General features: G+C 45.0%; 22 protein-coding genes. 3 read left to right on the top strand and 19 right to left on the bottom strand.

What is annotated here, in order from left to right:
- Positions 1-26: 26 nt before the first annotated feature.
- From aroA to crcB (NYR53_RS14840), 3 genes are read right to left on the bottom strand one after another with little or no spacing between them, the layout of a single operon-like run.
- Positions 27-1,325: a 3-phosphoshikimate 1-carboxyvinyltransferase gene (gene aroA / locus NYR53_RS14850; RefSeq protein WP_261305870.1), complete on the bottom strand. Its 1,299-nt coding sequence runs from the start codon at positions 1,323-1,325 to the stop codon at positions 27-29.
- A gap of 25 nt (positions 1,326-1,350) precedes the next feature.
- A complete protein-coding gene (gene crcB, locus NYR53_RS14845) occupies positions 1,351-1,710 on the bottom strand; it encodes a fluoride efflux transporter CrcB (protein WP_261305869.1) in 360 nt (119 codons plus the stop codon).
- Positions 1,707-2,087: a fluoride efflux transporter CrcB gene (gene crcB / locus NYR53_RS14840; RefSeq protein WP_261305868.1), complete on the bottom strand. Its 381-nt coding sequence runs from the start codon at positions 2,085-2,087 to the stop codon at positions 1,707-1,709. The genes crcB (NYR53_RS14845) and crcB (NYR53_RS14840) overlap by 4 nt, the downstream gene beginning before the upstream one ends.
- Positions 2,088-2,196: 109 nt before the next feature.
- Between crcB (NYR53_RS14840) and NYR53_RS14835 the strand changes: the two genes are divergently transcribed.
- Positions 2,197-2,487, top strand: a complete 291-nt coding sequence (locus tag NYR53_RS14835) for a rhodanese-like domain-containing protein (RefSeq protein ID WP_056833160.1) — start codon at positions 2,197-2,199, stop codon at positions 2,485-2,487.
- 23 nt (positions 2,488-2,510) lie between these two features.
- Here NYR53_RS14835 and NYR53_RS14830 read toward each other — a convergent pair whose 3' ends face one another.
- A complete protein-coding gene (locus NYR53_RS14830; protein ID WP_261305867.1) occupies positions 2,511-3,017 on the bottom strand; it encodes a shikimate kinase in 507 nt (168 codons plus the stop codon).
- 147 nt (positions 3,018-3,164) lie between these two features.
- Between NYR53_RS14830 and NYR53_RS14825 the strand changes: the two genes are divergently transcribed.
- Positions 3,165-3,488 carry a hypothetical protein gene (locus NYR53_RS14825; RefSeq protein ID WP_057302951.1) on the top strand — a complete coding sequence of 108 codons (324 nt, stop codon included), beginning with the start codon at positions 3,165-3,167 and terminating at the stop codon, positions 3,486-3,488.
- Between the two features lie 14 nt (positions 3,489-3,502).
- Here the strand turns inward: NYR53_RS14825 and gnd are convergent, their stop codons facing one another.
- The 15 genes from gnd to NYR53_RS14750 all read right to left on the bottom strand — a co-directional run bounded on the left by gnd (position 3,503) and on the right by NYR53_RS14750 (position 19,084).
- Positions 3,503-4,915 carry an NADP-dependent phosphogluconate dehydrogenase gene (gene gnd, locus NYR53_RS14820; protein ID WP_261305866.1) on the bottom strand — a complete coding sequence of 471 codons (1,413 nt, stop codon included), beginning with the start codon at positions 4,913-4,915 and terminating at the stop codon, positions 3,503-3,505.
- A gap of 32 nt (positions 4,916-4,947) precedes the next feature.
- A complete protein-coding gene (locus tag NYR53_RS14815; protein ID WP_261306376.1) occupies positions 4,948-5,715 on the bottom strand; it encodes an SDR family oxidoreductase in 768 nt (255 codons plus the stop codon).
- 56 nt (positions 5,716-5,771) lie between these two features.
- Positions 5,772-7,343: a gluconokinase gene (gene gntK, locus NYR53_RS14810; protein ID WP_261305865.1), complete on the bottom strand. Its 1,572-nt coding sequence runs from the start codon at positions 7,341-7,343 to the stop codon at positions 5,772-5,774.
- A complete protein-coding gene (locus NYR53_RS14805; RefSeq protein WP_261305864.1) occupies positions 7,340-8,611 on the bottom strand; it encodes a nickel pincer cofactor-dependent isomerase, group 22 in 1,272 nt (423 codons plus the stop codon). The genes gntK and NYR53_RS14805 overlap by 4 nt, the downstream gene beginning before the upstream one ends.
- A 17-nt stretch (positions 8,612-8,628) precedes the next feature.
- Entirely contained in the window at positions 8,629-9,633 is a 1,005-nt protein-coding gene (locus NYR53_RS14800; protein ID WP_261305863.1) for a LacI family DNA-binding transcriptional regulator, read from the bottom strand.
- Positions 9,634-9,974: 341 nt separating this feature from the next.
- The gene (locus NYR53_RS14795) at positions 9,975-11,276 is read right to left on the bottom strand and encodes a 6-phospho-beta-glucosidase (protein WP_261305862.1); all 1,302 of its coding nucleotides are present in this window, start codon (positions 11,274-11,276) and stop codon (positions 9,975-9,977) included.
- A gap of 5 nt (positions 11,277-11,281) precedes the next feature.
- A complete protein-coding gene (locus NYR53_RS14790; RefSeq protein WP_261305861.1) occupies positions 11,282-12,280 on the bottom strand; it encodes an N-acetylglucosamine kinase in 999 nt (332 codons plus the stop codon).
- A gap of 36 nt (positions 12,281-12,316) precedes the next feature.
- Positions 12,317-13,306: a LacI family DNA-binding transcriptional regulator gene (locus NYR53_RS14785; protein ID WP_261305860.1), complete on the bottom strand. Its 990-nt coding sequence runs from the start codon at positions 13,304-13,306 to the stop codon at positions 12,317-12,319.
- Positions 13,307-13,452: 146 nt separating this feature from the next.
- Positions 13,453-13,593: a hypothetical protein gene (locus NYR53_RS14780; protein WP_261305859.1), complete on the bottom strand. Its 141-nt coding sequence runs from the start codon at positions 13,591-13,593 to the stop codon at positions 13,453-13,455.
- 45 nt (positions 13,594-13,638) lie between these two features.
- Entirely contained in the window at positions 13,639-14,244 is a 606-nt protein-coding gene (locus tag NYR53_RS14775) for an extracellular solute-binding protein (RefSeq protein WP_261305858.1), read from the bottom strand.
- Between the two features lie 242 nt (positions 14,245-14,486).
- Entirely contained in the window at positions 14,487-15,083 is a 597-nt protein-coding gene (locus NYR53_RS14770; RefSeq protein WP_261305857.1) for a YkzI domain-containing protein, read from the bottom strand.
- A 196-nt stretch (positions 15,084-15,279) separates the two neighbouring features.
- Positions 15,280-15,516, bottom strand: coding sequence for a DUF6953 family protein (locus NYR53_RS14765; RefSeq protein WP_261305856.1), 237 nt, complete (start codon positions 15,514-15,516; stop codon positions 15,280-15,282).
- A gap of 285 nt (positions 15,517-15,801) precedes the next feature.
- Positions 15,802-16,956, bottom strand: a complete 1,155-nt coding sequence (locus NYR53_RS14760; protein WP_261305855.1) for an ABC transporter permease — start codon at positions 16,954-16,956, stop codon at positions 15,802-15,804.
- Positions 16,949-18,136 (bottom strand): ABC transporter permease, encoded by a 1,188-nt coding sequence (locus NYR53_RS14755; RefSeq protein ID WP_261305854.1) that lies wholly within the window; start codon positions 18,134-18,136, stop codon positions 16,949-16,951. The genes NYR53_RS14760 and NYR53_RS14755 overlap by 8 nt, the downstream gene beginning before the upstream one ends.
- 12 nt (positions 18,137-18,148) lie before the next feature.
- The gene (locus tag NYR53_RS14750) at positions 18,149-19,084 is read right to left on the bottom strand and encodes an ABC transporter ATP-binding protein (protein ID WP_290428997.1); all 936 of its coding nucleotides are present in this window, start codon (positions 19,082-19,084) and stop codon (positions 18,149-18,151) included.
- Positions 19,085-19,278: 194 nt separating this feature from the next.
- Between NYR53_RS14750 and NYR53_RS14745 the strand changes: the two genes are divergently transcribed.
- A complete protein-coding gene (locus NYR53_RS14745) occupies positions 19,279-20,400 on the top strand; it encodes a sensor histidine kinase (protein WP_261305853.1) in 1,122 nt (373 codons plus the stop codon).
- Position 20,401 lies beyond the last annotated feature (1 nt).

Below are 20,401 nucleotides of genomic sequence, written 5' to 3'. Positions count from 1 at the left end.
ACTCACCCATTCGTTGTTTTGGGAATCTATGTCTCACTCACAAGTTCAACCTGAGCACCAATAGAACGTAAATGATCAAAGTACTGCGGGTAGGATTTGGCCACATGATGGGCATCACGAATGATCAAACCCTTCTCAGAACGAAGACCAACAACAGTAAGAGCCATAATCACTCTGTGATCGAAATGAGCATTAATTTCGACTCCGCCTGTAACACCTTGTGGTTTACCATGCACGATAATTTCACTTTGGCGTTCTTCTACGTCGGCTCCAGCTTTACGCAGCTCGTTCAAATAATCGGTGATACGGTCGCACTCTTTATAACGTAAATTTTCAACATTGTAGAAACGAGAAGTACCTTCTGCAAATACAGCTGCTGCAACCATTGCAAGCACAGCATCTGTAAAGTGATCTCCATCAAACTCACCAGCAACCAGCTTTTGGTTGCCTCTAACATGCACTACACCATTGTCATGAGTTAAATTGACACCCATTGCTCGCAAGACATCTACACAAGCCTTCTCACCCTGCTTGCTGTTCTCTTCAAGACGAAGAACTCGTACGTCTGAATTCGTCACTGCCGCAGCTGCTAGAATCGCTGCAGACCCCGGGTAATCGCCTTGAATGACATATTCTTTGGCTTGATAGGATTGTCTACCTGGAATGCGGTAGTGCATAAGGTCTTCGCTGGCGTGTACGATAATACCAGCCTGTTCTAATACTTCCAGTGTTTGACCTACAATGATTTTGGATTTCAAATCATGCAGCACTTCAATCTCACTATCCTCTTCTAGCAAAGGTGTCATAAATAAGAGAGAGCTTAGGAACTGAGAACTGACATTACCGGAAACAGTGAGCTTGCCACCGCGCGGTTGTCCCCCTTTAATAGTTATCGGCAGACGTCCGTTAGAATGTTGCACTTCCACACCCATTTGTTGCAAAGTATCAATGAGATCATTATGCGGTCGCTTCCCCAGTGACTCCGGATATGTATTTACAAAAGTCAAATCAGGACAAAAAGCAGCTGTCGACATCAAAAAGCGAAGTACAGCACCGGCATTACCTACATTCAGCTCAGAAACATGCTTGGGATGCTTACCAAAACCCGTAATAACGATTTTCTCATCATCTTCTTCAATAATGGCGCCCAAATTACGAACACAGCGTCTCATGGCATCACTGTCTTCACTATGAGCCGGATAATAGATGGTGCTCGTCCCGTCTGCAAGTGCTCCTATTAGCAAATAGCGGGTTGTGTAGTTTTTGGAGGAGAGAGCATTTATTTCCCCTTGTAGATGGGCAGTTGGTTTCACGATGGCTTTCATGTCGTTGATATCTCCTTTATAGTGTTTATATGTAATATCCGAGGAATGTCAGTAGAATTCCACCGGTATAACTGAGCAGTGTATATAGGATCCAAGCTTGCCATTGTCCAGAGCGGAGCTGCTTAATGCTTTCGAGATTCAATGTGGAAAATGTGGTGAAAGCACCCATAAAACCCGTGCCTATCAACAATTTCCAATCGTCAAAAGAATGATATCTCATCAATAGTCCGAGCAAAAAACAACCCAAAAGATTTATTGTCAGTGTACCATACGGAATAGAACTTGGGAACCTGTTTGAAATGGTTGTCCCCAGCTGAAATCGGCAAATTGCGCCAAAGAATCCTCCAAAACCTACCAGGCAAATGGGCCATAACCATGTCATCATGATCGACGATCGCCCCCTAGAACAGACTCACCAATACGGACACCCATCCATGTTGCTCCTAGTCCTCCCCATAAACTTCCCAAAACATAAATAGCAGCAAGGACCACATGTCCCTGGTTAAGCATACGCATGGTTTCAAAGCTGAAAGTAGAGAACGTAGTAAAAGATCCAATAAAACCAGTTGTTATTGGCAGTCGAAGTCTAGTAGGTATGCGAAGCTTCGGGGCGAACGTAATAAATCCAAGAATCAGACAGCCGATTAGATTACAAATAAAAGTTCCCCAAGGAAAAACGGAAACCGTCGTAGGATTCCATATGGCAGAGAGCGCAAATCGGGCAATGGCGCCTAATATACCGGCTAAACCAATGTACAGCATGGTAACACAACTCCTGTTATTAACCGTAGGTTTGACATCTAGACTTTTTGTTTCTATCATTACTTGTAATGGGGGCTTCTTCCCCACATATCAAGCATGGAGGTCCGAAATGGATACGATTTTACCATCCGAAATCAAAGAAAGACTGGACCGCGGCGAACAACTAGCGATTGTCGATGTTCGCGAAGATGATGAAGTAGCTGCCGGTATCATCCCAGGAGCTAAACATATTCCGCTAGCTCAATTGCCAGACCGCCTAAGCGAAATTCCCCAAGTCGAAGAGCTCATTCTCGTTTGCCGCAGCGGAAACCGCAGTGGACGCGCAATTAGCTTCTTGGAGGCTCAAGGCTATAAAGGTCTTAAAAACATGACTGGCGGCATGTTGGAGTGGGAGGACTAAGCTTCTGGCTTGTCCCCCTCTTCCTAAATTTCAGCTTGCTGGATGATAAGTGCTGTAATTTCGTCCGTTGTTAATTGCGTAGTATCAATAACCGAATGCGCGAAATCATAGGCAAACTTACGTTGTTCAAGCAGCAGGTGAACGCGCTCCTCTAAATTCCCCTGCAGCAAAGGACGACTGGTATCACTGCTCACTCTTTGAATGATGATCTCTGGTGATGCTTTCAGCGCAACCACAAAGCCATTCTGGAGCATACACGCTCGGTTACTCTCGGCCAGCACTGCGCCACCGCCTGTAGAAACAATTTGTCCTTTACGAGTTAATATATGTTCCAGCGCCTTACTTTCCAAAGCGCGAAAATGCGATTCACCATGAATACGAAACAAGTCCGATATGCTTGTTTGATGCTCTTCTTCCAGAGCCGCGTCCGAATCTTGAAAGATCCATCCCAGATGCTCGGCCAGCTTCTTACCAACCGTTGATTTACCTGTCCCCATAAATCCTACAAGTACTATATTGCTAGCTGTCACATTAATCCCCTTTTCTCATATGCTGTTCATACAAACTTTCCCAACATCATAACATAGCCAAATCGACATGAATACAATCCACCAAAAAATCATATAGTAGTGTGAATAAATTCCAGCATAAACAGTTAAGATTTTAAGAGAGACCATATGCCGACAAGGAGAGATGGAGCTTTGAACCCAACTGTTGCCTATCAAAACCGCACAAAAGGCAAACTGGAGCAAATTTTGCACCCAAGCTATACACTTTGCAAAGAGGATGTTGTGTGGATACTGGAGTTTATTAAGAAAAAAGTGGCTGAAGAAGACCCGCTTATGCAAGGTCTTACTCAACCACGTTTATTAAGAAATTTTCGCTATTTTGCCGAAGTCTCCCTGATGCTCATTCACAGACGGAACGGCTTTGATCAAGAAGCCGATCGTCTGAAAATGTGGCTGCGTGAAGCGGCATATGGTTTGCAGGAAGAGGCTTAAAAGGCCTTATCCTCTTAGTTTTCCATCCAATTGAAGTGGAAGGAACCTTCTTTGTCCACACGTTGGAATGTATGTGCACCAAAATAATCGCGCTGCGCTTGCAGCAAGTTTGCTGGCAATCTTTCTGTACGATAGCTATCGTAGTAAGCAAGTGCCGTTGCGAAAGCCGGAACAGCAATCCCGCGAGTAACCGCTTCTGCGATGACTTGTCTCCATGATTGTTGATAGTTGTCTACAACACCATTGAAGTAAGAATCAAGCAGCAGGTTTTTGAGTCCAGGATCGCGGTCGTAGGCTTCCATAATATTTTGCAGGAATCTTGCACGAATGATACAGCCGCCGCGGAAGATCTTTGCGATGTTGCCATATTTCAAATCCCAATTATATTCCTCGGAAGCTGCTCTCATTTGAGCAAAGCCTTGGGCATAAGAACAAATTTTACTTGCGTAAAGCGCTTGGCGAACAGCCTCGATAAACGCTTTGCGATCGCCTGTAAAGGCTGGAGCATCAGGTCCTTTGAGTACTTTGCTTGCCGCTACGCGTTCTTGCTTCATCGCGGAGATGAAACGGGAGAATACGGATTCTGTAATAATGGAAAGCGGTACGCCAAGATCCAAAGCACTTTGACTGGTCCATTTTCCTGTTCCTTTTTGACCAGCGGAATCTAGAATTACATCAACCATAGGCTTGCCGGTTTCAGCATCATATTTAGTGAAAATATCACGTGTAATTTCGATCAAATAGCTGTCGAGCTCGCCGTTGTTCCACTCTGTGAAGATCTCATGAAGCTCTTCAACGCTTACGTTCAGAACATCCTTCAACAATTGATACGCTTCGCAGATAAGCTGCATATCACCATACTCAATGCCGTTATGCACCATTTTCACGTAGTGGCCAGCACCATCAGGTCCGATATAAGTACAACAAGCATCGTCGCCCACTTTGGCAGAAATCGCTGTAAGGATAGGCTCAACGAGTTTATAAGCGTCTTCTTGTCCGCCCGGCATAATAGCAGGGCCATTCAATGCGCCTTCTTCACCGCCGGAAACACCCGTTCCAACGAAACGAATACCTTTCTCTGCTAGCTCTTTGTTACGACGCTGCGTATCTGGGAAGAACGCATTGCCTCCATCGATCAAGATATCGCCTTTGTCCAAATAAGGAACAAGTTGGTTAATCGTATCGTCAGTAGGACCGCCAGCTTTAACCATAATCAAAATTTTGCGTGGAACTTCGAGCGATTGCACGAATTCTTCCATGCTGTATGTACCTACTAGTTGTTTGCCTGGGGCTTCTTGAAGAAGCTCTTTTGTTTTTTCAGCAGAACGGTTAAATACGGATACAGTGAATCCTCTGCTCTCGATGTTTAATGCCAAGTTTTTCCCCATAACCGCAAGACCGACGACACCAATTTGTTGTTTAGACATCTCTCTCATACACCCTTCCGATATATAAATATTTAAATCGTCATCGCGCCAAAACCGCCATCCACTCTTAAAACAGAACCTGTTACAAAGCTAGAAGCTTGTTCAGAAGCAAGGAACACAGCAGCACCCTGAAGCTCAGACGCTTCACCGAATCGATTCATGGGCGTATGACGCATAATGGACTCGACACGTTCCGGCGACAGAATCTTTCGATTCTGCTCCGCTGGGAAGAATCCAGGAATAATCGCGTTAACACGGACGCGGCTCGGAGCGAATTCACGGGCTAGATTCTGCGTGATGTTATTGACAGCTGCTTTGGAAGCGGAGTAAGTGAATACACGGGAAAGCGGCGGATCAGACGAAACGGATGAAATATTAATAATACTTCCTCCCTCTCCTCGATCAACCATGTATTTCCCGAACACTTGGCAGGCTAACACGACGCTTTTCAAATTAACCTCCATTATAGAATCCCATTCTTCCATGGAAATGTCAAAGAAAGGTGTGGCACTATTTTTGCCAGGGCAGTTCATAAGAATATCCACGCTGCCGGACCAAGCGATAACTTCTTTGAGAACAAGCTCCAAATCTTCCCGTCTCGTCGCATCCGCTTGAAAGGTATTTGCTTCCCCACCTATGGCTTCAATGCTCTCACGAACCTGATCACTTTTCTCTTGATTACGACCGATGATGGCTACTTTCGCTCCATGTCCAGCCAAGGCAAGAGCCATAGAGCCTCCAAGCGTGCTGTTGCCGCCAATAATCACTGCTGTTTTCCCTGTAAGATTGAATAAATTCATCGTCATCTTCCCCTCCAGCATTTTGCTTGGCAAACTTTCTTAAAAGTATAGCTAAGTTATGTCTGAGGGCTCCGAAGGTGCTGTTGTTGAAAAGCGGTAATCGCATCGAATTGATCTTTTAACTGATGATATACGCTTGTATAAATAGATGTCAATTGTTGATAGACGCGATAATCGTTTTCATTCACCTCGTGAGCCTTTCCTACCTGAATCCATTGATGAGCATGAGATAGATCTTCGATTTCCCCCATTGCGAGCAAACCTAGTAAAGCTGCGCCGATCCCTGAGCTTTCAATCGAATCAGGCACAGTGACAGATGTGCCGAGCATATTCGTCATCATCTGGCGCCAAAATTCAGATCGGGCAAATCCGCCGGACGCGCGAATCACAGTGGCAGGTCCCATAATCCGCTCCAAGGAAGTGCTAACTGCCTGGATGGAGAACATAACACCTTCGAGCGCTGCACGAATCATATGTTTCTTCTGATGGCTAAGTGAAAGCCCGAAGTAAACGCCGCGTGCATTCGCGTTCCAGTAAGGCGCGCGCTCGCCGGAAAGCAGCGGCAGGAACAGCAGGCCATCAGAGCCCGCAGCAACTTGTGACGCTAGCTCCGTCAAGTAATCATAGGGATCGATTCCCTGGCGGCGGGCTTCTTCGGCTTCCGCCGTAGCGACCTGGTCTCTCACCCAACGGAAAACGATACCACCGTTGTTGATCGGCCCTCCCACGACCCAGAAGTTTTCTGTTAGCGCATAGCAGAACAGCCTGCCTTCGGGGTCGGTTTGCGGCTTGGTGACGACGCTGCGCACGGCACCGCTGGTGCCGATGGTGACGGCGACGACACCCGGCTCGAAAGCACCTACGCCGAGATTCGCGAGGACGCCGTCGGACGCGCCGATAATGAAGGGCGTGTTCTCGGACAAGCCCATTGCGGAGGCTAACTCGGCGCTGAGCCCTTCTACGCGGTGTGTTGTCGGCACCAGCTCAGAAAGCTGTTCCGGCGTCACACCGGCCTGACCAAGCGCTTCTGCATCCCAATCGAGCTTCTCCAGATTGAATAGCCCTGTTGCACTAGCTAGTGAATGGTCAATAAGATAGCGACCAAACAGCTTCGCGAAGACGTACTCCTTGATGCCAATGAACTTATAAGTTTCCTTAACGAGATCGGGTTCGTTATCACGGAACCACATCAATTTAAGAAGCGGTGACATCGGGTGAATTGGCGTTCCTGTCCGCGAGTAAATCTGCTGACCTAGGCCGCTGCGCTTAAGCTCTTCCGCATAATGCGCACTGCGATTATCCGCCCAAGTGATACATGGGGTCAGAGGGTTCGTCTGCTCGTCAACCGCAATGAGGCTGTGCATAGCTGAGCTGAAGGAGACGCAGAGCACTTGGTCAGCTGTAATAGCAAGCTTGCGAACAACAGCGCCAATTCCTTGCACAACGGCGCCATAGATTTGTTCCGGATCTTGTTCGGCCCGATCAGCGGCCGGTGTGAAGAGCGGATATTCAATTGAGTGCGAAGCTAAAACTTGACCATTCCGATCAATTACAAGCGTCTTGGTACTCGTTGTCCCGATATCCGCGGCGACAATGTAAGGCTTATCTCTGACTGCGTCAACTGTCATTTGCTAATATTCCCCTCTGCATCAAATGAAAGGTCATAAGGTTCTGATAGAATTTCAATATCCGGATGTTGACGAGCTGCGTCTAACAAATTCACGGAAATTTCAATTTCGCCCAAGTGAAGTGTATCTTGAATCCGAACTAGTTTGCAGGTCGTGTAATCTAGAATGTTACAGGTTTTAACGGCTGCCTTGATCGCGTAGAAATCGTTCTCCAGTGTAGTTGCGATTTTGGTAGGTGCACAAACGGTTGAAGTTAGTCCGTTTGCATAAGTGAACTCTAAATTCGTTTTATTCACTAATCTTTGTGTGGTGAAATCAGCCGTTCCTACACCGTTGGCATTCCCCTTTGTTTCAGGCGTTAAGTCCAGTACAACCATTTTGGCAACATCTGGTCCGCCATGCGCGTAAGGCGTTGGGTAGCGGCCGGTAACATTGGGATCCATGCCATCGCCGCTTATATTTTTACCAATATAATCAATAACAAGGACATCGATTTCGTCGAATAATATTTTCGGTAGACGTGATTTTGCTTCTATCAGAAGTTGTTCCTCACGTGCTTCAATTTCAGCTGCAGGAAGCACTTCCACTTGGCAAGTCTCATCATAGGCATTTTCAACAAGTGCCACACCGAATACGATAGGCAGCTTCTCGATCATCAAATTGGCCATGGCCGGCACATTCTCCGCCATATACTTGAAGCCAAGCTGGTGACAGGCTTCAGCGCCTTTCTGCTTGCCGAGCCCAATGGCGATCATCTTCATGATCCCGCTCTCAATACGTCCTCGAAACGCCGTATGCGGCTTCACACGGTTAATAACGACGATAGCATCAGCCTCTGAAGCAATGCGATCTACATAAACAGGCAAACCATTAGGTAGTTGGTCGATCTGTACGACTTCCATGGAAGAACGAATAGGCGCGCCCATCGAGGCCTCCGTAATGCCAAAATGCAGCAATACCTCGGTCTGTCCTTCGGCTGTAGCACCACCATGACTTCCCATACAAGGTACGATGAAAGGGAACGCGCCTCGATCTTTAATGGCGTCAATGGTCGTTTTGGTGAAGCCTGCGATATTGGCAATCCCCCTGCTTCCTACAGCAACAGCAACCTGCTGACCGGGATGTATGCTTGCCATAACTCCGCTGCTGGCAAGCTTATTCGCTAATTCTAACTCTGGATTATCCAAAATGGTACGATCAAACTTCTGCCGAATCTTAACCATTTTGGGAATCGGAATATCATTTAATAACTCTCTCAGAATGCTCATGGACAGATCCCTCTTCCTTATGGTGTTAATAACCGAACGGATTCCCGCACGATCAACTCTGTTTTTAATAGCAACTGCTCCGTTTCGTGCTGCTTATTTTCAATATTTCCAAGAAGTCGTAAAGCGCCTTCTCTGCTAATTTGCTCAATCGGTCTGCGAACGGTTGTTAGTGCTGGAGTCACGTAGGCTGCGAATACCGTATCATCAAAGCCTATCACTGAGATATCGATAGGCACATTCATCCCAGCTTCCGATACCGCTTTCATCGCACCAAGCGCCATTTCATCATTACAACAAAATACGGCTGTCGGTCTTTCATCCAGCGTCAGAAATTGCTGCATGGCCTTGTGTCCGCTCTCCAGATCATACAATCCCGGCAAGCGATATGCGGGTGGAACGGTGATCTGGTAATGCTTCATGGCTCGTTCGAAGCCGTCTTTCCGATTCTGTGCGGATTTAAAGCCTTTGACACCCTCTACGAGAGCAATTCGCTTATGTCCCTGCTCAACCAAATAAGAGGCTGCTAGAAAAGCGCCTTGCTCCTCATCAGAGAGAACATTCAGCACGCCTGAAGTTTCAACAGGGCGATTCAGCACAACTTGCGGGATTCCTTTACTGGCAATGTGGTCAATGATGGCTTGATCGTCATCACTCTGACTGACAATAACAATGCCGTCAAAGCTTTTCCGAGTAATCGATTGAAAACTGGTGTAATCGTCAATCCCTTTTACGATCAATTGGTAACGATCCTGTATGACACTATTGACACCGCGGATAGCTTCATAGAAGAAGCCGGCGGAAGTTCCTTTGCTTAGTGTGGTAAAGAACAACCCCAAGTTATACGAACGATCGAGTACCAAACTCTTCGCGCTGTAATTAGGCGTGTAATCCATCTGCTCAGCGATGCTCCGGATGCGCTCCTTCGTCTCCTCCTGAATGAGCGGGCTGTTGTTCAGTGCTCTGGAAACCGTTGTATGAGACACTCCTGCAAGCTTGGCAATATCCTTAATGGTAACGCTCATACCCTCACCTCTACGAGAAGCATATCACATTTATGCACACGTTAACAATGGTCTTTTCACACAAGTTAAATATTTATTCTTAAACTTTGTATACTGTTCAAATCAGAAATTCGACAGTTTTTCCTGCTATCAGCAGTACCACTAGATGCCACTTTCTGCCTTCTCAGGCAGGTCATCCCCCTATAATTCTACCTATTGAGCTTTATCATGTAAGAAATGCAGGTTGTTTCATCCGCTGAAAGAAGGTATTTGCTTACGGACAACTGTGGCTTCTTCTTTTGTTTTGCATATAAATTATAAAACAAAAAAACTCCCTTCTCAGGGAGCTTCCTCTTCATGTATTATTTGAAAAAAGCCGGTAAATACGCTTTATTCTTCTCCAGCATTTCTTCCATAAGCGTCTTGGCTACTGCCACTGACGGCACCAAAGGATGGTGAACCAGTGCTTGTAGAACAAGATCTCTACTACCCGTAACAGCAGCTTCTATGGAGAGGCGTTCATATGTTTTGACAGCATGAATAAGGCCTTTAATATGTTCGGGAACTTTAGTCAAGCCCATTGGTATAGGGCCATTTGCTGTAATGACACAATTCACTTCAATACAAGCATCCTTCGGTAAAAAGTCGATAATGTTATCGTTCATTACATTCAGCGTTTGAATATCCCGTTTATCATTGTAAATGGAATCCATGAGATTAACAGCTGCCTCGGAATAATAAGCCCCCCCGCGTTTCTCCAACTGTTTTGGCTTCTCCTGCAAATCAGGATCTTGATAAAGCTTGAACAATTCGTCCTCAACGCGTTTCACAACTTCTGCACGAGTACCATTTTCTTTGAGCGATGCCAACTGTTCTTCTAGCATGATATCCGTCATGTAAAAATATTTCAAATAATAGGAAGGCAGAGATTGCAATGAACGCAAGAAATCCGCATCCCACTCGCTAGCCGGTACATTTTTCCCGCTATATTCTTCTTTACGATCCAGCAGTTCAGCTAATTTATCCTCGCCTCTGATTTCAGCGCGCGTTACCCAGTGAAGATGGTTTAACCCAACGAACTCAGTGTATATCTGTTCAGGAGCAGCATCATACTTGTTCATTAACCATTTGTGCAATCCGATTGGCGCATTGCAAAGGCCTATGCTTTTCACGTTGGAGTACTTATGAATGGCCTCAGTCACCATACCTGCAGGATTCGTGAAATTCAGCAGCCACGCATTAGGGCTCAACTCCTCAATATCCTTACAAATATCAAGCAGTACAGGAATCGTGCGAAGTGCTTTCATCATTCCGCCCGGGCCGGTCGTCTCCTGACCAATAACACCGTATTTGTTAGGAATATGCTCATCCCATTTACGGGCTTCCAAAAGACCTACGCGCATTTGCGTACTTACGAAATCCGCATTTTCGATCGCTTTTCTGCGATCCAAGGTTAAATGCACCTCGATCGGCAAACCGGACTTCTCGATCATTCTTTTTGCCAAATTCCCGACGATTTCCAGCTTGTGCTTGCCTTCCTCCACATCCACAAACCAAAGCTCTCTTACAGGCAGCTGGGCATATCTTAAAATAAAACCTTCTACGATTTCCGGCGTATAAGACGAGCCTCCGCCTATGATAGCAATTTTCAAAGCATCTCTCATTGCACTCACATCCTAGTCTTGTCTAGTAATTGTATGGTTTGATAATCGGACACGGTCCGGAGTTTCTCGTACACTTCTATTGAAACGGGGGTGCCGGCGGCTTCCATCGCCATCCAAACAGCGCCAACCACAGGTTCGACGTTCAATTTCACAATTGTGGCTTTGGGGGCGACTTCGCTTACTGCCTTTTCAATATAAGAATGAATAAAAGGCCCATCACCTCTTGCAATGACACTGCCCGCAAGCACAACTTGAAAAGTCTCTTGCTCCATATTTAAACGTTTAATTACAGCTGTGGCTGACTTGCCAAGTTCTTCTCCCTGCACCCTGAGAATGCGGCAAGCGACCTCATCCCCCTGCTCTGCGGCTTCAAACAACAGTTTGGTCGTATGAAGCGGTACGGTTTTGTTGTTATCCAGAAAATCGTCAAACATATCCTGCACCGAATTGTAGCCAAGGAACTTGATCAGCAGCTCAGTTAGCAAAGTCGGCTGCTCCCTGCCATCCCATGACCGAATGACAGAACGAAAAGCCTCTACGGCCAGTGTGCCTCCCCCGCCAAAATCACCAAACTGATAGGTGAAGCCTCCACATTGAAAAAACTCACCCTGCCTGTTCTTGCCGGCACTATTCGTTCCACTTCCGCAGATTAGAACAACGCCAAATGGCTGGGAAGTACCTGCATGCAAAGCAATCATGGTGTCACAATCAATCCCATAATTCGTGAATCCCAATCCGCCAATAAGCGGACGCAGGATCGTATAATCAATCGGTCGATCTGCGCCAGCAAGGCCGAAAAAAGCATATTCAATGTCGCTGTGCGTAAGCCCCGCCTGCTGTAGAGCCATAGCTACGGAGTTTGTAATATTTCCGAGTGCTTGTTCAACCCCGAGTTGATGATTGCCATTGCCGCTGTGCCCTTTACCAACGATACGGCCATGTTCATCTGTTACGAGTGTGTAGGTTTTACTCCCGCCTGCATCTACACCCAAATAATATTTCATACTTTCAACTCCTATATATATCCATCAACTCTAGTTTCATTTTCTTGTGGTGGATTCTCGAATGATTAATTCCGGTTCCAATTGCACCGTTATATTACGTTTGGCTGTACCATCAATCCACTTGAGCAAAATATCGACGCCTTGTCTCCCCATTTTGTCCGCCGGTTGACGAACGGTAGTTAACCTAGGGCGGAATTCCTCTGAGAATATCTGATCGTCAAAACCAACAATGGACATATCACGCGGTATTTTGTAGCCCTCATTTTTGAGCGCGTCCATCACACCAAAAGCCGTCAGATCATCCGCAGCAAATACCGCACTTGGAAGTTTTCCAGACTGAATCCAGCGACTTGCCGCTTGATAGCCGGAGGTGATGCTGAAATTACCTTTCTCAATCCAAGAAGGATCCAAGCCAGCCTCCTGCATCGCACTGACGAAACCGCGCTGACGCTCACTGCTGCTTAAGTAAGGTTCAAGCCCGGAAATATGGGCAATCTCCGTATGACCTAGGTCAATTAAATGTTTCGTGGCATCGTAACCGCCTTTATAATTATCAATGATGACAGAGGATATCGATGGATGAATATGCTGATTATCCAGCATAACGAAAGGAATTTTCTTCTTTTTCAATTCCATGACATAATCATCCTCATGTATTGGAGAAAGCATAATAACACCGTCCACACGATCCTCTTGGAACATGGAATTATCGAAAGATGCGAACACATCTGTTGATATCGAAAGCGCTAAGAAGTAACCTTTTTCAGCAAGCCGATCGTTAATCTCTTTGACTACTGCATCCAAGAAAGAATCATTTAAAGTGGTAATGCCGAGTCCAATGATACCCGTCTTGCCGCGAGCTAAGCTCCGCGCAGCAGCATTCGGATGGTAATCTAACTCTTTCATCGCTTGCAGCACTTTTTGGCGATTTTTTTCACGGACAGTGCCAGCTTGATTAATGACTCGCGAAACGGTAACGACGGACAAACCGCTTCTCTTGGCGACGTCAAAGATGCTTACTTTCATATAAAACAACTCCTGTAGTTCTAAAGTTGCAGTAATCAAGTCGATTTACAGCATGTTTTCAAATTACCACAATTAGCACTTCAAATATACAGGGGGAATGCAATTGCAGTACCGCGCGCCGCATTCCCCCAGCTTGAGATGACCAGCTATTTATTCACGCGTTCCAACAATTTGGTTAATTTGTCTTGAATGCCTGGTAAAGCTTCTTCGATTTTCTTTTCGCCATTTTCTACGCTAGCCAGCTCGTTAATGAACAGTTCATTAATTTGCGAGTAGTTCGAAATCATATGGTTGTAAGATTCGAATCCATTTTTGTACGCACCCTCAACCACTTATTTAATTTGTTTGGGCTCGATGCCTTCGAAGTTCGCATAGTACTTCTCGGCAGCTTTTTGGTTAACAGGCGGATTGCCGCCGCTGAGCTCAATGGATTTCTCCTGAACATCTGTTGTAACTAAGTATTTGATCCATTCGTATGCTTCTTTCGGGTGCATTGAATCTTTCAGTACGAACAAAGGGTCAACGTACAGCACACTGCGTATTTTTTCGTTAGGACCTTGCGGCACTGCAGCGACACCGACTTTGAAATTAAATTCACTAGATGCCGCCAAGCTCCAAGAGCCGACGATGGACATACCGATTTTGCCTGAAAGAAACGGGTCACCGAATTGTCCGGATACCGACTTGGAAAACGCCGGCGTCGGGGACACCTTTTTATCCCAAATCAAGCCATAAATCTTCTTGTAAGCTTCAATGACCTCAGGTTGTCGGTGAAGCTGTAAAAGAGCGATGCCCCAATCGGAAATAAAGCAAATACAATGAAGCCGATGATCCGAGGTGAAACGAACAGGTAGAAATACTTGCTTTCTCGACGACTTCCTCTGCTTCTGCTCAGTGAAACCGCTCCTTTCACTTTTTTCAAAATAGTGAATTTTCATCACCAAAAGTTTAATCGCTTTAACTTTTAGAGTTTAGTTCCCCTTTATTCAACAAAATAAAAACATTTTAAGTTATGTACACAAACGATTCCACTCGAAAGTTAAAGTGCTTTAACTTTCGTAAGATGATTATATACGATGACGTTCGGGTTAACAAGCGTAATTTTTCAAGAAATTTAAAGAGAGACCCTATCTATGAATTAGATAAAGACTCTCCCTTTATTTGACTCCACTATTCATTTTCACATCTCCAATAAGAGCATTTCTTGTCTCATCTCGATCAGCTTGGTTTTACTCTCCATGACCGCCTTGACATCACCTGAGGCCATTGCATCATGAAGGGTAGCTAGTTCGTAATCCAGCTCCATACGCAAAATAGGAATCCGGTCATCGGTGCGTTTGGATCGCAGCGCTTGCATGACTTCCTCTACGGTCACGGCAGGCTCCTTCTGATACAGCACTTTATGTTCGATACCGCTAATCTCGACCATTCGAATAATTTCACCGAACATAATATTCTCAATGAGAATTTGCCGATCCTTGAATCTTTTTACTACAGCATGACCACGTGTATCACCAATTAGCTTCTCCATCATTTCGGCGAGCTTCTCATCTTTGAAGGAATAGTTGCCAACGATTTTATACTTTTCACCGATTCGTTCGAATTTCAGCTTAATCAGCTTGCGTCCTGTGCGAATGGAAATGATGAACTGAAGGTCACTTTCGTTCCAATATAGAGAATAACCTTCCTGAATGAGTGCTTTAATGAAGTTCCGGATTAGCCGGCGATCAAATCGTAACTCTAGGTTGCAATACTCCACTTCATGACTCTTACTCACGGCAATCCCCTCCATAATTGGTGCATTCAATTTTATTTAAATATTCAGACAACTTATTTGCTTATTCTTATCTTATTATGAATTCTATGTTTTAGCAACTTGGATTATTGACATTTTTTTAAGGAAAAACGTACAAAAAAAGCTGCTGCCTGTATTATCACGGCTTCAGCCTAAACTGGAAGTAAACGGTCTCAGCCTATTGCCAACCCCAGAAAAATCCATCGCGCTCCCATGCTGCTTTACCGCCATGAAGTTTTTTAAAGATTTTCTTCACGTCTTTGGAAATGGCTTGATTCCCATTCTCGTTTATATAGATGAAGGATTCCCCAAAATGTTGAATTATATAGTCTACTGCTTCTTTCTGATGTAAAATACCTGCGGATTTCAACTGCTCCAACATCCATTCCGCAACTTCATTCGCCGTAACGGCCATTTGCATTCTCTCCCTTTATTCGTATGTTTCTTGGGCCTGTGAACAGGCGAGTGACGCTATTGTACCATGAAGAAGACACAAATTAAAAAGAAACCAATCCTTGGTAAAATGGAATTGCATGCAACCATCTGCTGAAAAAAGCAGTTGTATACAAAAAAATGAGGACAGTTTGGCCGGTATAGCCTTACTGTCCCGCTATTTTTTTTGAGAATAAGTCTAATGTAAAGAGAACAGGGCTGTCCCCAAGTAGATTTAGCTACTTTTGAGATAGCCCTTTGATTTTTGTTAACTAACCTCAGCATCTCCCGGTCTAAGAATGACTGACCCTACGCCCAAAAGAATCAGTCCAAACAAGGTGAGTACGCTCATGTGCATCCACATCTGAGACAAAGTCTGACCAGAAGCCATTCGCTGAATGGCCTCAATCACCCATTTTTGCGGAACGAAATTCGCAAGCTTCTGCATCCAGTCCGGCATTAGGCTGATCGGCCAGTAGCATCCGCCTAGCATACATGTCGGGGTAACAACGAGAGAATTAATTATGCCCATATTCGACGCATTCTTAACCATACTAGCTACCGCGCTGGCAATTCCCATGCTGGCTAGTAAGAAAAACTCCAACAAGATAAACTGCGATACAAACGGAAGTCCATAATCATAATTCGTTACATAACGCGTAAACAAGAGAATGACTAACACTTGCAGCGTCCCGACTAAGAAACTGCCTATGAAATTCCCAAGTACAATTTCGAAAGAATGAACGGGTGCCGAATAAGTTCTAGCCATTGTGCGTTGTCTTCGATCATCCATAATCACGGAAACCGTATTATTGATTAACCCCATCATGAACATCAGCATGAAACCAATTACCGTATGCATATTCGGATTCACATACAAATTAAGATCAGTGACTTGCGCCTTCACCTGATGCTTCTCCATCTGTGAAATTGTCTTCTCCACGGCTTCACGAAGCGCTGCATCTTGGAGCCCTTGCTGGGTATGCAGCTCAATCGTTCCACGATATCTGGATAGAATACTATCCAGATTGATTTTGAGCGTGATCGAAGCCTCATTCGTGTTTAGTTGGTACATATCTATTTGTGCAGATGTGCCTTTCATCAACGTCTCGCTGAATCCTTCAGGAATGAGAAAGGCGCTGCTCACTTTTTGTTTCGTGATAACTTCTTTTAGCGCTGTTTCAGAAGTTTCTTCTTTGAGCCGATAATCTGGCAGCGTCGAAAGTTCTTGCAAGAGATGGGAGCCCATCGTTCCCCGATCCAAATTAATATAAGCAATATCAACCCCGCGTTCGCTCTGCCCACCAAGTATACCAATGATTAGCGAAACTACTCCCGCTGGAATGACTAAATACATGAGAAAGCCTTTTTTCTGCAAAAGTGTACGACGCAGCATATTGAGCGCTATGAATAAGCTATTCATGATATCCCGCCTTCCGATAAATAATCAGGGTAAGAAGCAACAATCCCCCACTAATACACGCCAAAATTGATATATGATGTCCTATGATTGCAGAATCACTTCCGAGCATTATTCGAAACATACTCTGCATGGCCCAGTGATTGAGTGTAAACTCTCCCATCCGCTGCAGAAGACCTTCTGGAAGAGGTGTGAAGCCTCCACTTAGGAAAGTCATGGCAAGAATGATCATTTGGAATGTCGTACTGATTGCTTTAGACGATTTCGCTGCCAGCATGATCAATATCGCTAGACTCATCGAAGCGACGATAATCAATAAGCAAACTAAGAAGAGATGGAAGAAGTCATTTCCCCAATTGACACCGTAAAATAGAATGGTTGCACCAATAACAAGCGATGCCTGAACAATCGAACTGAAAATATTTCCCAGAATTTTACCCAACAAAATTTGATATTCATGAATGGGCATTGCATTTAATCGGGATAGCGTGTGCCTTTCTTTCTCCCCTTGCAAACCGAGCGCCGCTCCCATGCCCGAATATAACAAAAACATGACCAGCATAGACGCTGTGTAATACTGCATTGCTGTATAGTTGGAATTGGAAGATGTAAGCTTGCCTAGCCTTACATACGAAGAAGCCTCCATTGTCGGTTTGAATGAACCGTCACTACTTTGTTTCTGCACTAGATCCGCTGCACCGGGCCCTGCTGAAATTATCGCGGATTGCATGTAATTCACTTGATCCAAAAAGGAGCGAAGCGCCATTTTAGCGGTCAAATTCTGCCCATAATCCTGGCCTAGTATCATCTCCCACTCCGCTTCTTTTCCCTCAAGCACGCGGCTGCTAAAATCACTTGGAACGATGAGTGCAAACTCCGAATCTCCTGACTTGAGCCGTTTGACCGCTTCATCACGCGACTGAATGTTCGTAGGCTGTATGATCTTCATTAACTCCGGTGTGTTCAGAAAGCTATTAAACCCTGCGCTTAATACTCCTAGGTCAGACTGCACGACATCTACCTTAACGGGCTTCAGCGTCCGATCTTCCATTTTGAACGCGCCTGAGAGCGCCGATCCCAAAATGAATATTAGTAAAAGCGGCATCAAAAACTGAATCATGAGTACATAACGCATACGCATAAAACGTAATATTTCATACTTCGCAATGATCCAAATCGGCATGGTGACCTCCTCCTAATCCCGTAAGGTTCTTCCGGTCAACGACAGGAATAAGGCCTCAAGATCAGGCTCCACCTGTGTGAGCGATTGGATTTTCACTTCGTGTTTGGAAAGGATGAACAGGATATCCTGCAAATAGGCTTGGGAGGAACCCACCAGCAACTCTAGTGTCTGCTCATGAATGGTAACCTGCTTAATCCGCGGATGATTCCTTAGCTCCTTCACGGCTTCTTCCTTCAAATTAGATGCTTGAATGATTATTTTATTGTCCTGCTCAACTTTACCGCGCAATTCTTCTTGTGTTCCGCAAGCAATGAGATGCCCATGATCCATGATGCCGACCCGTGTGGATATGGCGGACACTTCCTCCATGTAGTGCGAAGTATAAATGATCGTTGAGCCCATACGGTTCAGCGACCTAACAGATTCTAGAATGTGATTTCGGGATTGAGGATCGATACCCACGGTAGGTTCATCCATAATAATCAGCTTTGGACGATGCATAATGGCACACGCGATATTCAATCTACGCTTCATCCCGCCCGAAAAGGAACTGGGTCTATCACGAGCACGATCCAGTAATCCTACAAATTCCAGCGCTTCCTCCACTCTTTCTTTCAGCAGCTTACCTCTTAATCCATATAACTTTGCGAAAAAAGTAACATTTTCTCGTGCTGTTAGATGTTCGAAAATCGCGAGATCTTGTGGAACAAGGCCAATTCTCCGTTTCACTTCAATCGTATCTTTCGCAACTGAGAGTCCATCAACCAACATTTCGCCTTGATCGATTTTGAGCAGACCGCTCAGCATTTTGATCGTTGTGCTTTTCCCAGCCCCATTGGGACCTAACAATCCGAAAACTTCACCTTCCTGAATCGATAAATTCAAATGATCGACAGAAATTTGATTGCTATATTTTTTGACAACATTTTTTATATGAACAAAGCTCACAAGATCCTCTCCCTTTTCCGTTATTCCAACTTGTGTTATTACAATGATTGTATCTCCAATGGATCCCCTTAACAGGTAGAATAAGTCATTATTCAAAGGTGACAAAAGTCATTATCTGTCTATTAGACGTGTTAACCCTCCTAGTTTATATGGTATACTTTGCTAATACTTGCCCTGAAAAGGAAGGAAATCGATTGACACAATTACGTTCGTTAACCCGCTATTTACTCATTCTCATTCCAGCGATTGCCTCGATGTATTTAGAAAGCTATTCATCTAATAGTACGTATGTCTTCCTCATTCTCATATTCCTTTGGATTGCAGAAATGCGCAGAACGATATTCTCGAAATCCGTATGGATGCTTTTACTCGAAATCGGATTTAGCGGATGGATGAGCTATCACTATGACGGCATTTTGTTCATAACTTTTTACTCAACGCTCTTATCCTATGTAACCACCGTAAATAGTCATATCCGTTACTATATCATGAGTATTCACTTGATTCTATTGAACATATCCTTACATAGTCAGCCAAACAGCTACTACCTTATTGCCAATCTGATCTTCTTGTCTCTGACGATTCTCCTGCTGCAGATGCTCCAAACGGAGCAAAACAAAGAGGAAATTGAGCTGCTCTATGATAGGCTTCGGCGACAGCATTACGAGCTGGACGAAGCTCGCCTTCAGTTAATGGATTACGCCCGAAAAGTCGAAAACATTGCACAAACGGACGAACGCAATCGGATTTCCCGAGATATTCATGATGATTTGGGACATAAGCTGATCCGGCTTAAAATGATGATGGAAGCATCCTTGCAGATCCTGCCTACGCAGCAAAAGAAAGGCGTAGAGATGTTAATGTCGGTCCGTGACCAGTTAACCGAAAGCATGGAACTGCTGCGCTCAACCGTGCGTAGACTGAAACCAGATGATGAAACGTTGCAAACCTACTCGTTGGAGAAACTCATTGAAGGATTGACAGCAGATAAAGGAATAACTATTGAGGTAGAGATGCAGGGGATGCCCTACGTACTGTATCCGAGTCTAGAGTTCATACTATACCGTAATGCACAAGAAGCCATTACGAATGCCATTCGTCACGGGTCCGCAACCCAGGTTCTCATTCAGTTAACCTATGAATCCAAACAGATTACAATGTGCATTTCGAATAACGGTAAACTGCCTAATGAGCGAAGTGTAAACGGATTAGGCATGTCAGGCATGGAAGAACGAAGCAAGCTTATTGGAGGGCAGCTTATGGTGTCGATCGAGGATCGATTTACAGTGACGACGGTCTTGCCCACTTTTCGCTAAA

This window comes from Paenibacillus andongensis, from assembly GCF_025369935.1.
Taxonomy (GTDB): Bacteria; Bacillota; Bacilli; order Paenibacillales; family NBRC-103111; genus Paenibacillus_E; species Paenibacillus_E andongensis.
Note: the sequence above shows the minus strand (reverse complement) of the source record. Positions and strands in the feature narration are given on the sequence as shown.